The 13,613-nt window shown below is 70.1% G+C and carries 13 protein-coding genes; 9 read left to right on the top strand and 4 right to left on the bottom strand.

Going from position 1 to position 13,613, the window contains the following annotated elements:
* Positions 1 to 9: 9 nt before the first annotated feature.
* Both RR1_RS10525 and RR1_RS10520 read right to left on the bottom strand, forming a co-directional pair.
* On the bottom strand, positions 10 to 828 hold the full coding sequence (locus RR1_RS10525) for an SDR family oxidoreductase (RefSeq protein WP_010840327.1): 819 nt from the start codon (positions 826 to 828) through the stop codon (positions 10 to 12).
* The gene (locus tag RR1_RS10520) at positions 825 to 2,048 is read right to left on the bottom strand and encodes an acyl-CoA dehydrogenase family protein (protein ID WP_010840328.1); all 1,224 of its coding nucleotides are present in this window, start codon (positions 2,046 to 2,048) and stop codon (positions 825 to 827) included. Before RR1_RS10520 ends, RR1_RS10525 begins: the two co-directional genes overlap by 4 nt.
* Positions 2,049 to 2,096: 48 nt before the next feature.
* Between RR1_RS10520 and RR1_RS10515 the strand changes: the two genes are divergently transcribed.
* From RR1_RS10515 to RR1_RS10495, 5 genes are read left to right on the top strand one after another with little or no spacing between them, the layout of a single operon-like run.
* Positions 2,097 to 3,644 carry a FadD3 family acyl-CoA ligase gene (locus RR1_RS10515; RefSeq protein ID WP_010840329.1) on the top strand — a complete coding sequence of 516 codons (1,548 nt, stop codon included), beginning with the start codon at positions 2,097 to 2,099 and terminating at the stop codon, positions 3,642 to 3,644.
* The gene (locus RR1_RS10510; RefSeq protein WP_010840330.1) at positions 3,641 to 4,525 is read left to right on the top strand and encodes an enoyl-CoA hydratase; all 885 of its coding nucleotides are present in this window, start codon (positions 3,641 to 3,643) and stop codon (positions 4,523 to 4,525) included. Before RR1_RS10515 ends, RR1_RS10510 begins: the two co-directional genes overlap by 4 nt.
* Positions 4,516 to 5,676: an acyl-CoA dehydrogenase family protein gene (locus RR1_RS10505; protein WP_010840331.1), complete on the top strand. Its 1,161-nt coding sequence runs from the start codon at positions 4,516 to 4,518 to the stop codon at positions 5,674 to 5,676. The genes RR1_RS10510 and RR1_RS10505 overlap by 10 nt, the downstream gene beginning before the upstream one ends.
* Positions 5,673 to 6,632 (top strand): acyl-CoA dehydrogenase family protein, encoded by a 960-nt coding sequence (locus tag RR1_RS10500; RefSeq protein ID WP_010840332.1) that lies wholly within the window; start codon positions 5,673 to 5,675, stop codon positions 6,630 to 6,632. The genes RR1_RS10505 and RR1_RS10500 overlap by 4 nt, the downstream gene beginning before the upstream one ends.
* Positions 6,633 to 6,637: 5 nt before the next feature.
* Entirely contained in the window at positions 6,638 to 7,681 is a 1,044-nt protein-coding gene (locus tag RR1_RS10495; protein ID WP_010840333.1) for an acyl-CoA dehydrogenase family protein, read from the top strand.
* 54 nt (positions 7,682 to 7,735) lie between these two features.
* Here the strand turns inward: RR1_RS10495 and RR1_RS10490 are convergent, their stop codons facing one another.
* Positions 7,736 to 8,665 (bottom strand): hypothetical protein, encoded by a 930-nt coding sequence (locus RR1_RS10490; protein WP_010840334.1) that lies wholly within the window; start codon positions 8,663 to 8,665, stop codon positions 7,736 to 7,738.
* 84 nt (positions 8,666 to 8,749) lie between these two features.
* On the bottom strand, positions 8,750 to 9,565 hold the full coding sequence (locus RR1_RS10485) for an HAD-IIB family hydrolase (RefSeq protein ID WP_010840335.1): 816 nt from the start codon (positions 9,563 to 9,565) through the stop codon (positions 8,750 to 8,752).
* Positions 9,566 to 9,626: 61 nt separating this feature from the next.
* On the opposite strand from RR1_RS10485, the gene RR1_RS10480 reads away from it, so the two are divergent.
* From RR1_RS10480 to RR1_RS10465, 4 genes are all read left to right on the top strand, one after another.
* Positions 9,627 to 10,502, top strand: a complete 876-nt coding sequence (locus tag RR1_RS10480; protein WP_010840336.1) for an aldo/keto reductase — start codon at positions 9,627 to 9,629, stop codon at positions 10,500 to 10,502.
* Between the two features lie 238 nt (positions 10,503 to 10,740).
* Complete coding sequence (locus RR1_RS10475) at positions 10,741 to 12,129, top strand: MFS transporter (protein ID WP_051111337.1); 1,389 nt, start codon at positions 10,741 to 10,743, stop codon at positions 12,127 to 12,129.
* Positions 12,126 to 13,190, top strand: a complete 1,065-nt coding sequence (locus tag RR1_RS10470) for a phenylacetaldoxime dehydratase family protein (RefSeq protein ID WP_040775592.1) — start codon at positions 12,126 to 12,128, stop codon at positions 13,188 to 13,190. The genes RR1_RS10475 and RR1_RS10470 overlap by 4 nt, the downstream gene beginning before the upstream one ends.
* The coding region (locus RR1_RS10465; protein ID WP_010840339.1) for a LysR family transcriptional regulator at positions 13,190 to 13,613 on the top strand (424 nt) is incomplete at its 3' end. The genes RR1_RS10470 and RR1_RS10465, both read left to right, overlap by 1 nt.

Raw genomic sequence — 13,613 nt, 5'->3', positions numbered from 1 at the left:
GCCGTGCCGTCATGCGCGCTGCGACGAGATCGAGACGACCTCGCCGGTGAGGTACGTGGAGTAGTCGCTCGCCAGCATCGCGATCGTCGCGGCGATCTCCCACACCTCGGCCGCACGGCCGAACGCCTCGCGGGACGCGAGCTCGTCGAGCAACTCGTCGCTCGTGACCTTCGCGAGGAAGGCGTGCCGCGCGATCGACGGCGCGACCGCGTTGATCCGGACGCCGTACTCGGCGGCCTCGATCGCACTGCACCGCGTGAGCGCCATGACACCGGCCTTCGCGGCCGCGTAGTGCGCCTGCGAGTGCTGCGCGCGCCAGCCGAGAACGGACGCGTTGTTGACGAGCACGCCGCCGTGATCCGCCTCGCGGAAGTACCGCAGCGCCGCGCGCGTGGCCCGGAAGGTCCCGGTCAGCGTGATGTCGAGGACGCGATCCCACTGCTCGTCGGTCATGTCGACGATCGGCGTCTCGCCGCCGAGGCCGGCGTTGTTCACCAGGACGTCGATCCTGCCCAGCGTCGAGGCCGCGTGCTCGATCAGTGCGTCGACCTGCGCGGTGTCGGAGACGTCGCATGCAGTGGCGGCGATCTCGCGGTCCGGGAACTCCGCCGCCAGCTGCTCACGGGTCTGCTCGAGCCGCCGCTCGTGCCAGTCGGAGACGAGGACGTCGGCGCCTTCGAGCAGCGCGCGGCGCGCCGTCGCGAAGCCGATCCCCGTCCCGGCGGCGGCGGTGACGACGACCTTCCTGCCGAGGAGCAGGTCGTGCCCGGGGGTCTCGTCGGGTGCGGTCGCCAGCGGTGATCGCGTGTCCACGGTGTCGGTGCTCATGCTCTGGCCTCTCGCGGTAGTCCGAGCACACGCTCGGAGATGATGTTGCGCTGGATCTCGTCGGATCCGCCGTAGATCGTGTCGGCGCGGGTGAAGAGGAACAGCCGCTGTGCCTCGCCCAGTTCCAGGTGTTCCGGATCGGTCGGTTCCGACGGCGCACCGGTGTGGTCGTGGTCCGGCGCGACGAGCCCGGCCGGGCCGCGGACGTCGACCGCGAGCCTGCCGAGATCGCGGTGCCAGCCCGCCCACAGCAGTTTCGCGACGGAGGCGTCGCCCGGCGACGGCGCGCCCCCGAGCGTGCGCAGCGCGTGCGCGCGGATCACCCGCAGGCCGACGTGGGCCCGCGCGATCCGGTCGCGGATCTCGGGGTCGCGGTCGGTGCCGCTGCGCCGGGCCTGCTCCACCACGCCCGCGAGTTCGCGGGCGAAGCCGATCTGCTGACCGAGCGTCGAGACGCCGCGCTCGAAGGTCAGCAGCGCCATCGCGACCTTCCAGCCGTCGCCCGGTTCGCCGACGACGAGGTCGGCGTCGGTCACGGCGTCGTCGAAGAACACTTCGTTGAACTCCGACGTCCCGGTGAGCTGCTGGATGGGCCGGACGGTGACGCCGGGCTGATCGAGCGGCACGAGCAGGAAGCTCAGGCCGTGGTGGCGGCGCGATCCGGGCTCGGTGCGGGCGACGACGAACGCCCAGTCCGCGACGTGCGCGAGCGAGGTCCAGATCTTCTGCCCGTTGACGACCCACGTGCCGTTCTCGAGCCTCGCGGTCGTCGCGACGTCGGCGAGATCGGAGCCGGCACCGGGCTCGGAGTATCCCTGCGCCCACAGTTCGGTGACGTTCCGGATGCCGGGCAGGAAGCGCTGCTTCTGCTCCTCGGTTCCGAACGCGATGAGCGTCGGGCCCAGCAGTTCCTCGCCCACGTGGCTGACGCGGGCGGGCGCCGCCGCTCTCGCGTACTCCTCGTGGAAGGCGACGTGCTGCGCGATGCTCACGCCCCGGCCGCCGTACTGCTCGGGCCAGCCGAGACAGGTCCAGCCCGCGGCCGCGAGGTGGCGGTCCCATTCGAGGCGTTCGTCGAAGTACTCGTGTTCGCTGCCCGGGCCGCCCGTTCCCCGCAGCGACGCGAAGCGGCCGGTGAGATTCTCGTCCAGCCATGCTCGAACGTCCTGCGCGAACGCCTCGTCGGTGATCGGCCCGTCCCGGCTCTCGCTCTGATGCACGTTCGTACGATAACCTACCAAGCACTTGCTAGGTAGTGAGGGAGCGAAGTGACCGAGAACCCGAGAACGACACCCGCGGCGCTGGACAACGCCGCCGACGTCTTCGCCGACCGGATCGCGGTGGCCGACGGAGACACTCGCCTGACGTTCGCACGACTGCGTGACGCCGCGCACGACTTCGCGGCCGCCGCGATCGGCCACGGCGTCCGTCCCGGCGACCGGATCGCGATCTGGTCGCCCAACACGTACCACTGGATCGTCGCGTTGCTGGGCGCCCACTGCGCAGGCGCCGCGGTCGTGCCCGTCAACACGCGCTACACCGGCGTGGAGGCCGCCGACATCGTCGAACGCGTGGACGCGCGCATGCTGGTCGTCGCCGGGCACTTCCTCGGCACCGACCGCCACGCCGCGCTGCGTGAGGCCGCCCCCGGCCTCACGATCCCCATCGTCGTGCGCATTCCCGTCGACGGCGGCGACGAACCGGCCGCCGGCGTGATCGACTACGCCGACTTCGTCGCGAGCGCCACCGACGAGTCGCGGGCGCTCGCGCGCGAGACCGCCGCCGCCGTCGGGCCCGAGGACGTCGCCGACATCCTCTTCACGTCCGGCACGACGGGCCGCAGCAAGGGAGTGCTCTCGGCGCAGCGGCAGACCGTCGACATCGCCGACTCGTGGGCCGACTGCGCCGCCGTCACCGCCGACGACAACTACCTGATCATCAATCCGTTCTTCCACACCTTCGGCTACAAGGCCGGCATCGTCGTGTGCCTGCTTCGCGGCGCCACCGTCGTCCCGATGCGGGTGTTCGACGTGCCCGCGCTCATGGCTGCCACCGACGCGGAGCGGATCAGCATCCTCGCGGGCGCACCGACGATCTTCCAGTCGATCCTCGACCATCCCGATCGCCCGAACCACGACCTCGCGAGCCTGCGGGTCGCGATCACCGGTGCCCCGATCGTCCCGGTCCGGCTCGTCGAACGAATGCAGGCCGAACTCGGCTTCGACGCCGTCATCACGGCGTACGGACAGACCGAGGCCGTCGTCGTGACGATGTGCCGCACCGACGACGATCCCGTGACCGTCGCGACCACGTCGGGACGCCCGACCGGCGGCTTCGAGGTGCGCATCGGCGACGACGGCGAGATCCTCGTCCGCGGCCCGAACGTGATGCTCGGCTACCTCGACGACCCCGACGCCACCGCCGCCGCGATCGACGCCGACGGCTGGCTCCACACGGGAGACGTCGGAACCCTCGACGAGGCAGGGTATCTCGCGATCACCGACCGGCTGAAGGACATGTACATCTCGGGTGGATTCAACGTCTACCCGGCCGAGGTCGAGAACGCCCTCGCCCGCTACGACGCGATCGCCGAGTCCGCCGTCGTCGGCGTCCCCGACGACCGGATGGGTGAGCTCGGGCTCGCCTACGTCGTGCTGCGGTCCGGCGAGCACGCGACAGAGGACGACGTCCTCTCGTTCGCACGCGAGCGGCTCGCCAAGTTCAAGGTGCCGCACTCGGTGCGGTTCGTCCCGTCGCTACCCCGGAACCCGTCCGGGAAGGTACTCAAGAACGTTCTGCGTGAGGAGAAGTCGTGACAGTCCCCTACGAGCCCGACGTCGTCACCTACGAGGTGCGCGATCACGTCGCCGTCGTGACGCTCAACCGCCCCGACTACCGCAACGCGCAGAACTCGGTGATGACGTACGCACTCGACGCCGCGTTCGAGCGTGCGATCGAGGACGACGACGTCAAGGTGATCGTGCTCGCGGGCAACGGAAAACACTTCAGCGCCGGCCACGACATCGGAACGCCGGGCCGCGATCATCACGTGCGCTACGACAACAAGGCGACGCTGTGGTGGGATCACGTCGACAAGCCCGGCGGCGACCAGCGATTCGCACGTGAGACCGAGGTCTACCTCGGAATGTGCCGTCGCTGGCGCGAGATGCCGAAGCCGACCATCGCGATGGTGCAGGGCGCGTGCATCGCGGGCGGGCTCATGCTCGCGTGGTCGTGCGACATGATCGTCGCGTCCGACGACGCGTTCTTCTCCGATCCGGTCGTACGTATGGGCATTCCCGGTGTCGAGTACTTCGCACATCCGTGGATGGTCGGACCCCGGTTCGCGAAGGAGATGCTCTTCACCGGCGACCGGTTCGGGGCGCAGCGCGCGTACGAGGTCGGCATGGTCAACCGCGTCGTCCCGCGCGACGACCTCGAGACCGAGACTTTCGCGATCGCCGCGCGCATCGCGGCGATGCCGCGCTTCGGGCTCGCGCTCACGAAGAAGGCAGTCAACCAGTGCGAGGACCAGATGGGGATGCGGAACGGCATGGACTCCGTCTTCGGTCTGCATCACTTCGCGCACGCCCACAACGCCGAGATCGACACCGACCCGCTCGGCGGTCAGGACGCGAAGTCGATGGCCGCGAGCGGACGCACCGCCGCCTCCGAAGGAGCGAAACAGTGGATCTGACACTCGACGACGCGACGCTCGCGTTCCGTGACGAGGTGCGAGCGTTCTTGCGGGAGAACATTCCCGCCTCGCCGCTGCCCTCGATGGACACCGCCGAGGGCTTCGAGGCCCACCGCGAATGGGAGCGCACCCTCGCCGACGCGAAGCTCTCGGTCGTCTCGTGGCCCGGCGAGCTCGGCGGGCGCGATGCCTCGCTGCTGCAGTGGGTCGTCTTCGAAGAGGAGTACCACCGCAGCGGCGCACCGGGACGCGTGAGCCAGAACGGCATCTTCCTGCTCGCCCCGACGCTCTTCGAACACGCTCACCCCGAACAACTCTCGCGCATCATGCCGCGTATGGCCCGCGCCGACGACATCTGGGCGCAGGCGTGGTCGGAGCCGGAGTCCGGCAGCGACCTCGCGAGCCTGCGCTCGACGGCACGCCGCGTCGACGGCGGCTGGGTACTCGACGGACAGAAGACGTGGAGCTCGCGAGCGAGCTTCGCCGACTGGGGATTCGGGCTGTTCCGCTCCGACCCGGACGCGCCGCGGCACAAGGGCATCACGTACTTCATGTTCGATCTGCGGTCGCCCGGCGTCACGATCCGCCCGATCGCCCAGCTCGACGGCGAGCCCGGATTCGCCGAGATCTTCCTCGAGGACGTCTTCGTCCCCGACGATCCCGACCGGCCCGGCGAGTCCGCCGTCATCGGCACTCCCGGCGAGGGCTGGCGCGTCGCGATGAGCACCGCGAGCAACGAGCGCGGCCTCTCGCTGCGCGCCCCGGGCCGCTTCCTCGCGACCGTCGACCGGCTGATCGAGCTCTACCGGACGCACGCCGACCCGGCCGACACACGGCTGCGGGAGAAGGTCGCCGATGCCTGGATCGGCGCTCGCGCGTATCAGCTCAGCACGTTCGCGACCGTCACGCGGCTCGCCGACGGCGGCAGTCTCGGCGCCGAATCGTCGATCAACAAGGTCTTCTGGTCCGACTGGGACATCGCGACGCACGAGACCGCGCTCGACCTCCTCGGCCCCGAGGCCGAACTCGCAGGGCCGTGGACCGACGGCTTCCTGTTCTCGCTCTCGGGACCGATCTACGCCGGTACCAACGAGATCCAGAAGAACGTCATCGCCGAGCGGCTGCTCGGCCTACCGAAGGCGGCCCGATGAGATTCACGCCCTCACCCGACCATCGCGACTTCGCCGCCAGCATCGGCGCGCTGCTCGCGAAGTCCGACGTCCCCGCAGCGGCGCGATCGTGGGCCGACGGTGACACCGCGCCGGGTCTGGCCGTGTGGGACAAGCTCGCCGCGACCGGCGTCACGGCGCTGCTCGTCGACGACGATCACGGCGGCATGGGCGCCGACGCCGTCGACATGGTGATCGCCGTCGAGCACCTCGGCCGTCACGCCGTGCCGGGCCCGGTCGCCGACACGATCGCCGCCGCGCCGGTGCTGCTCGCGGGAGCACCCGACCGGCTCGGCGCCGTGGCGTCGGGCTCGCTGGTGTCGGTCGCCGCCCCTCCGGTCGTGCCGTTCGCGCTCGACGCCGACGCCGCGAGCCTCGTCCTGCTCGCGTCCGGCGACGGCGTCGCACTCGCCGCGCCCGGCGATCCACAGCCCTCGGTCGATCCCGCGCGCCGCCTCTTCCGAGTCACGGCGGAGCAGGAACTCGGCGGCGCCGACGTCGCGTCCGCGATCGATCACGGCGCACTCGCTACGGCGGCCCAATTGCTCGGTCTCGGTGGACATCTGCTCGAGACGAGCACCGAGTACGCGACGTCGCGCAAGCAGTTCGGTACGGCGATCGGTACGTTCCAGGCGATCAAACATCACCTCGCCGAGGTCGCCGTCGGGATCGAGATGGCACGGCCGCTGCTGCACGGCGCCGCCGTCGCACTGCGCGACCGCGACCCGGAGTCGGGCCGCGACATCTCCGCCGCGAAGGTCGCGTGCGGCGACGCCGCGTATCGGGCGGCGCGGATCGCGCTGCAGGTCCACGGCGCGATCGGCTACACCCAGGAATACGACCTCTCGTTGTGGCTCACCAAGGTTCGCGCCCTCGTGACCGCATGGGGAACGCCCGCATGGCACCGCGAGCGCGTCGCACTGGCGGTGGCGTCGTGAGCACCATGGGCGACGAGCACGACGCGCTGCGGTCCGCCGTCCGTGATCTGCTGACGAAGCACTCCGACTCGGCGGCGGTGCGCAAGGCGATCGCCGCCGAGCACGGCTTCGACCCCGCCGTGTGGTCGCTGCTGTGCGGGCAGATCGGCGTCGCCGCCCTCGCCGTTCCCGAGAACCACGACGGCGTCGGCGCCGGAATGGCCGAGATCGCGCTGGTCCAGGAGGAGCTGGGCCGGCGGCTCACGCCGTCGCCGATGCTCGGGTCCGCGGTGCTCGGCGTCCGCACCCTGGTGCACTCGGATGACGACGACGCGTGCACCCGGCTGCTGCCCGCGGTCGCGGCAGGCGAGCGCACCCTCGCCGTGTGCTGGGCCGACGAGAGCGGCTGGGACGGGTACGGCGTCACGGCGTCGGACGACGTGCTGGACGGAACGGCGCACTACGTGCTGGGCGGCGATATCGCCGACACGCTCCTCGTCCTCACCGACGGCGGACTGTACGAGGTGGACCCGGCGGCCGCCGGCGTGACGCGGCGCCGCGTCGCGACGATGGATCCGACGCGGTCGCTGTCCGAGGTGACGCTGTCCGGGGTGCGGGGCCGGCCGCTCGCGTCGCCCGGCGACCTCGCCGAACGGGTGCGCACCGACGCCGTCGTCGCCCTAGCCGCCGAACAGGTCGGTGCCGCGGCAGGCATCCTGGAGCAGACCGTCGAGTACACCAAGGCGCGCAAACAGTTCGGGCGTGCCATCGGTTCGTTCCAGGCGCTCAAGCACCGGATGGCGGACATGTACGCGCTCGTCGAGACGGCGCGGTCGATGGCGTACGCGGCGGCGGAGTCCGGAACCGCAGAGGACGCCGCGATCGCGAAGGTGTACTGCTCGGAGGCGTTCGAGCACGTCGCCGCCGAGGCCGTGCAGCTGCACGGCGGCATCGCGATCACGTGGGAGCACGACGCCCAGCTGTACTTCAAGCGTGCCCACGGCAGCGCCCACCTGTTCGGTGCACCGAGCACCTACCTCCCGGCCCTCGCCACCGCCGCCGGTCTCTGAGGCAAGTAGGTCCGCTGACGCTCCCCGATTCGCGTTCGCGCTCCCTCACCAGGGTCAGCGTGAGGGTGAATCGGGGAGCGTCCGGCGGCCGGACGCGGCAGCGACGGCATAGCGGATCCGCTGCGCCACCGCGTCGGGACGGTCCAGGTGCTCCCACGTCCACCGTGCGACGACCCACCCCGCCGCGCGCAGTGCGTCCTCACGGTGTTTCTCACGACGCAGCGCCTCGAACGCATCCCTGCCCTCGCCGTACTTCGCGAACCCGTCGAACTCACCGACGACACCGAACTCTTCCCACGCGAAGTCCACACGACCGATGAACTCTCCTTGCACCGTGTGGATTCTGTGCTGCAGCTCGGGCGGTGGAAAGCCCGCGCGGTGCAGGAGAACCCGGCTGCGTGATTCGCCCACGCTCTCGCTACGCCCGTCGAGGAATGCGAGGGCCCGGCGAGCAGCCGGTGCCCCGCGTCGTCCCGTCCGGCGCTCGGTCGCGTCCGACAGTTCGTGCGCACTGATTCGCGCCAGCGCGGCGTCACCGGTCACGACCGCCTGCTCGAAGCCGACGGTGTGGGCCAGGTCCACGACGGTTCGGGCCACCGACGTCACCCGGACGCCGGTGATCGTGACGACGTCGGACTCGTCGAGCGGCGCCGCGTGGACGACCCGCCTCGCCGTTGCCTTTCCGTGCGATCCACCGCCGACGGTCACGTGAAGTCTCTTCAGCGGGAGGTCCCACACCGCGAGTCCGTGCAGGACAGCGGCCGTCACATGGCTGAAGACGCCCTCGCTCTCGTCGCTCGCGGCCAGGGCGGCGAGGCGGTGGTGTTCGATCTCGTCCGTGGCGTCGTGCACCTCGCGCGGAACGAACACTCCCCGTCGGAGCGCCACGAGTTCGCCGCGGCCCAGCGCGGTCCGGAGCTCGTGGTCGGTGAAACCTGCGGCGAGGGCCTGCGACCGCCGCAGGAAAGGTGAAGGCACGTCCATACCCACATCGTGACGAATTCCGGTGAGCCGCGACCACGGACGACGGCGCCGCTGTGGAGGAGGCTTCGCCTGTGGAGCAACACGTCAGCGGGCAGCGAGTTCCTCGAGATACTGTGCGACGCCGTCGTCGTCGTTGCCGGGCAGGATGCGGTCGGCCAGCGCACGGACCTCGGGCATCGCGGTGGCGGGGCACAGCGCCGTCCCCGCCCATTCGAGCATCGGGACGTCGTTGATCGCGTCACCGATCGCCGCGACGTTCGCGGCGGTGAGGCCGCGACGGTGCACGAGTTCGGCGAGTGCGGCGGCCTTGGAGACGCCGGCCGCCGCCATCTCGATGTACGGCGCGCCCGAATGCGTGACGGCGACGCCGGTCGGTGCGGAGGCGAGCACCAGCCGATACAGCTCCGACGCGGGGACGTCGGGGTGGCGCGCGACGATCTTCACCATCGGCTCGGCGATCGACGGCAGCGTCTCGGCGAGATCCATCTCGTGCGGGTGACGGTAGTGGTCGACGAACTCGCACAGCCCGGCGTAGCTGGGTTCGGCGACGAACGTCGTCGGCCCGACGTTCGCGAAGACGACACCCGGCAGCAGCTCGCGCACCGCCGCCATCGCCGCGGCTGCCGCCTCGATCTCGATGTCGATCGTGTTCGTGATCACCGGCGTCCCGTCGGCGAGATCGAGGGCGACGGCACCGTTCGCGCACACCGCGAGGCCGCGGAATCCGGCCTCGGCCGCGAGCGCGCCCACCGAGTGCCGCGCCCGGGCGGTCGCCCACACGATCTCGATTCCGGCCCCCTCGGCGGCGGCGAGGGCCGCGGCGGTACGGGCCGAGACGGAGTGATCGGAGCGCAGGAGGGTCTCGTCGAGGTCGGTGGCGACCAGCCGGATGTCGTTCACGCCTGCATGCTGCCACGACGACTCGTCCCGGTGTACGGCGTGTCCTCGTTAGCCTGGAGACATGAGCATCCCCACGATCACGCTGAACTCAGGACACACGATCCCGCAGCTGGGCCTGGGAGTCTGGCAGGCCGGCAACGAGGAGACCGAGACCGCGGTGCGCTTCGCGATCGACGAGGCGGGCTACCGCCACATCGACACCGCCGCGGCGTACGGCAACGAGGAGGGTGTCGGACGCGGACTCGCGGCGGCGTCGGTCCCTCGCGAGGACATCTTCGTCACGACCAAACTGTGGAACGCCGACCAGGGCCACGACGCCGCGCTCGCGGCGTTCGACACGAGCCTGAACAAGCTCGGACTCGACTACGTCGACCTCTATCTGATCCACTGGCCGCTCCAGGATTCCGAGCGAATCCTGCGGACGTGGGACGCGCTCGAGGAGATCGCGGCGTCGGGCCGCGCGCGATCGATCGGCGTGTGCAACTTCGAGCCGCATCACCTGCGGCTGCTCGTCGAGGCCGGCAAGACGCTGCCCGCCGTCGATCAGGTCGAACTGCACCCGCACCTGACGCAGCCCGCGGTGCGCTCGTTCGCCGGCGATCACGGCATCGCGGTCGAGTCGTGGAGCCCGCTCGGCGGGACGAGCAACTCCGGCTGGGGCAAGGACTCCAAGCCGAACACTCTGCTCGGCGACCCGATCATCGCGCGGATCGCCGACCGGCACAGCAAGACTCCCGCGCAGATCCTCATCCGCTGGCACCTGCAGAACGGCCTGATCGTGATCCCGAAGTCGGTGCACACCGAGCGCATCGCACAGAACATCGACGTCTTCGACTTCGAACTCGACGACCTCGATCTGAGCGAGATCGCGACACTCGACGACGGCACGCGCCTCGGCGCACATCCGGACGAGATGAATCTCGCCGCGCCGGAGTAGGCGCGGCCACACCGCCCCACCACCCCGAAGAGCGCTCCCGTCACGACGGGGGCGCTCTTCGTTCGTGCAGGCCGGACGGCTCCGGGAACATCGACGTCGTCGATAATCACCATCACCACTATTTGTTTTTCTGAAACAAGTTGCCTCACTATGTTCAGGTTCCACTGGACCCGACGACGCGTCCGGCACACCCACCGCCCGCACGACGCGCCGCCTCGGCGCGAGGAGGCCGACGAACGTGTCATCCACTTCCGAATCCGCGCCCACGGCGAGCACGGCTCGCGCCGGCTCGGTCACCGCCCCGATGAGCGGGCAGTCGCGGTTCCGCTCGCTCCGCGCCGCCGTCGCGGGCAACATCCTCGAATGGTTCGACTGGACGCTGTACGCGATCTTCTCGACGTACATCGCAGCCCACTTCTTCGACAAGAGCAATCCGTCGTCGGCGCTGCTGTCGACGCTCGCGGTGTTCGCCGTCGGCTTCCTCGCCCGGCCGCTGGGCGGCCTCTTCTTCGGCAAGATCGCCGATCGCCACGGCCGCAAGACCGTGCTCGTCGCGACGATCAGCACGATGGCACTCGCGAGCCTCATGATCGCGCTCGTCCCCGGCTACGAGACGATCGGCGTCTGGGCCTCGGTCCTGCTGCTGATCGCCCGCCTGCTGCAGGGCTTCGCGCACGGCGGCGAATCCGGTGTCTCGTACACCTACGTCTCCGAGATCGCGCCGCCGCAGCGCCGTGGCCTGTGGTCGAGTTCGGTGTTCTTCGCCGTCACGCTCGGCGTGATGCTCGCGACCGCACTCGGCGCGGTGTTCACGGCCGTCTTCGGCGAGGACGGCACGGCGGACTACGGCTGGCGCGTCGCTTTCGTCATCGGCGGCCTGCTCGGCCTGTTCGTGCTCGTGCTGCGCCGCACCGCGGAGGAGACCGACAACTTCCACGGCGAGATCGCCGCCGGCCCCGACGAGGCGCCGCTGCCGGCGTCATCGAATCTCAAGCTCGGCATCCTCGTGATCCTGCTCGCGTGCGGCCACAACTGCGCCTACTACATCTGGGCGACGTACGCGTCGTCGTTCGCGATCTCCACGCACGACATGGACCCGAACGGCGCGTTCGTCGCGAGCCTGCTGGCACAGGCGGTCGCGCTCGGCGCCCTCGTGTTCTGGGGAGCGACCTCCGACCGGATCGGCCGTCGCCCCATGGTCATCGCGTACGGCGTCGTGTCGCTGCTCGTCTACTACCCGCTCTCGCTGCTCATCAGCGATCAGCCGTGGACGCTCTTCGTCGCACAGGCCGTGGGCATGAGTATCTGGGCGATGGGCGCCGGCATGTACCCGGCGCTGATCTCCGAGCTGTTCCCGACCAAGTCGCGTGCCACGAGCGTCGCCTTCGCGACGTCGGTGTCGGTCGCCCTGTTCGGCGGAACGACGCCGTACCTGCTGACGTGGTTCACGGGCAACGACATCGGGTGGGCGTTCTGGCTCTGGGTCGGCGTGCTCTCGACGCTCGCGATCATCGGCGGCCTGCTCGTCCGCGAGACGAAGGGCAGCGATCTCGGTGCGGTCGGATGGCCGTTCCGCAGGACCTCGGTCCGCAGCAACCCGACGCGAAAGGACTCCGTCTCGGCATGACGTGGCACAGCGAGTACCCCCGATCCGTTCCCGCGAGGCGCCCGGAAGGGCACACTCCCCGGGCCCCGCGATGGACGCTGTCCTTCGGGAACCCGACGTCGCTCGTGACGTCGGACTACCTGGCGGTGCAGTGTTCCGTCCCGGATTCCGCAGGCGCACAGCAGTTCCTGTCGCTCGTCGCGGCGGATCGGGGTGACTCGCCGTGGGCTCCCGAGGCCTGGGAGCTGTTGTCGTTCATCGACGACGCTGGCTTCTACAACCTCGTCCACCTCGCCTACTGGAAGGACTCGACGGCGCACGCGCGGTGGCTCGCCGAGGATCCCCTCCCCCGCTGGTTCGCCGGGCTCGACGCCGAGAGCATCGATTTCGGGGCGTGGCACGAGGTGATCCAGGTGCCGACGGATCGCGTCGAGACCGTCTACTCGGACCCGCGCCGCCCGTTCGGTCTCGCGGCGTGCGCCGGCACCGAGATGATGTCGATGACGACGAACGGCTATTTCGGCGCCGCACGCGACCGGATGCCGGTGACGGCGATCGACCGGCTCGAGCCCGCAGGGCCACTCACCGCGCGGGAGAATCCCGTCGACACACGCCGGATGCGGGTGCGTGCCGAGTGCGGCCACAACACGACGGTGATCCGGTCGGGCCAGTACTGGCAGGGCGCCGAGGGCGAGCAGCGCTCGGACTACGAGGACGCCCTGCAGCCCAAGCTCATGGCCGGAATGCGCTATCTCGCGGACAATCCCACCGAGACGGGAACGCTCTCGCTCCGCGTCATGACGAGCCTCGACCCGGACACCCTCGAACCGCTGCGCGAGACGTCGGTGCTCGGCCACTTCCACGATTTCGAGAGCCTCGAGACGTGGTCGGCGAGTCACCCCACCCATCTCGCGATCTACCGGCACGCCATCGAGAAGAACCGCGAGTACGGCGACGCGCGGACCGTCGTGACGTGGCACGAGGTCTTCGCGTTGCCACGCAGCACCGGCTTCGAGTACGTGAACTGCCACCCCCGTACCGGAATCCTCCCGTACGCGATCGACGTCATGGCCGTGCTCTGATGCGCTCGTTCGACGACGATCCGATCGCCGAACTCCGCGGGGTCGACCTCAACCTGCTCGTGGTGTTCGCGGTCCTCTTCGAGGAGGGCAGCGTCACGAGAACCGCTGCGCGCCTGCACATGAGCCAGGCGGCGGTGAGCGCGTCGCTCGCGCGGTTGCGCAAGCTCTTCGGCGATCAGCTCTTCGTGCGTGCGCCCGGCGGCGTCGCTCCGACCGCCAAGGCGAAGAACCTCGAATCGGTCGTGCGGTCGGGGCTCGATCGCGTCCACGCGGCGGTCGTCGGTGAGCGCACCTTCGACCCCGCGCGCGACGCCGCCGTCTTCCGGCTCGCGATGTCGGACGATCTCGAAGCGCTGCTCCTCCCCCCGCTCATCGGTCACCTCACCCGAACGAGCCCCCGGTCGTCGGCGTTCTGCATTCACT

Source organism: Rhodococcus rhodnii NBRC 100604 (genome assembly GCF_001894925.1).
GTDB lineage: Bacteria > Actinomycetota > Actinomycetes > Mycobacteriales > Mycobacteriaceae > Rhodococcus_F > Rhodococcus_F rhodnii.
The sequence above is the reverse complement of the archived record's forward strand: the minus strand, read 5'-3'. Positions and strand labels throughout refer to the sequence as shown.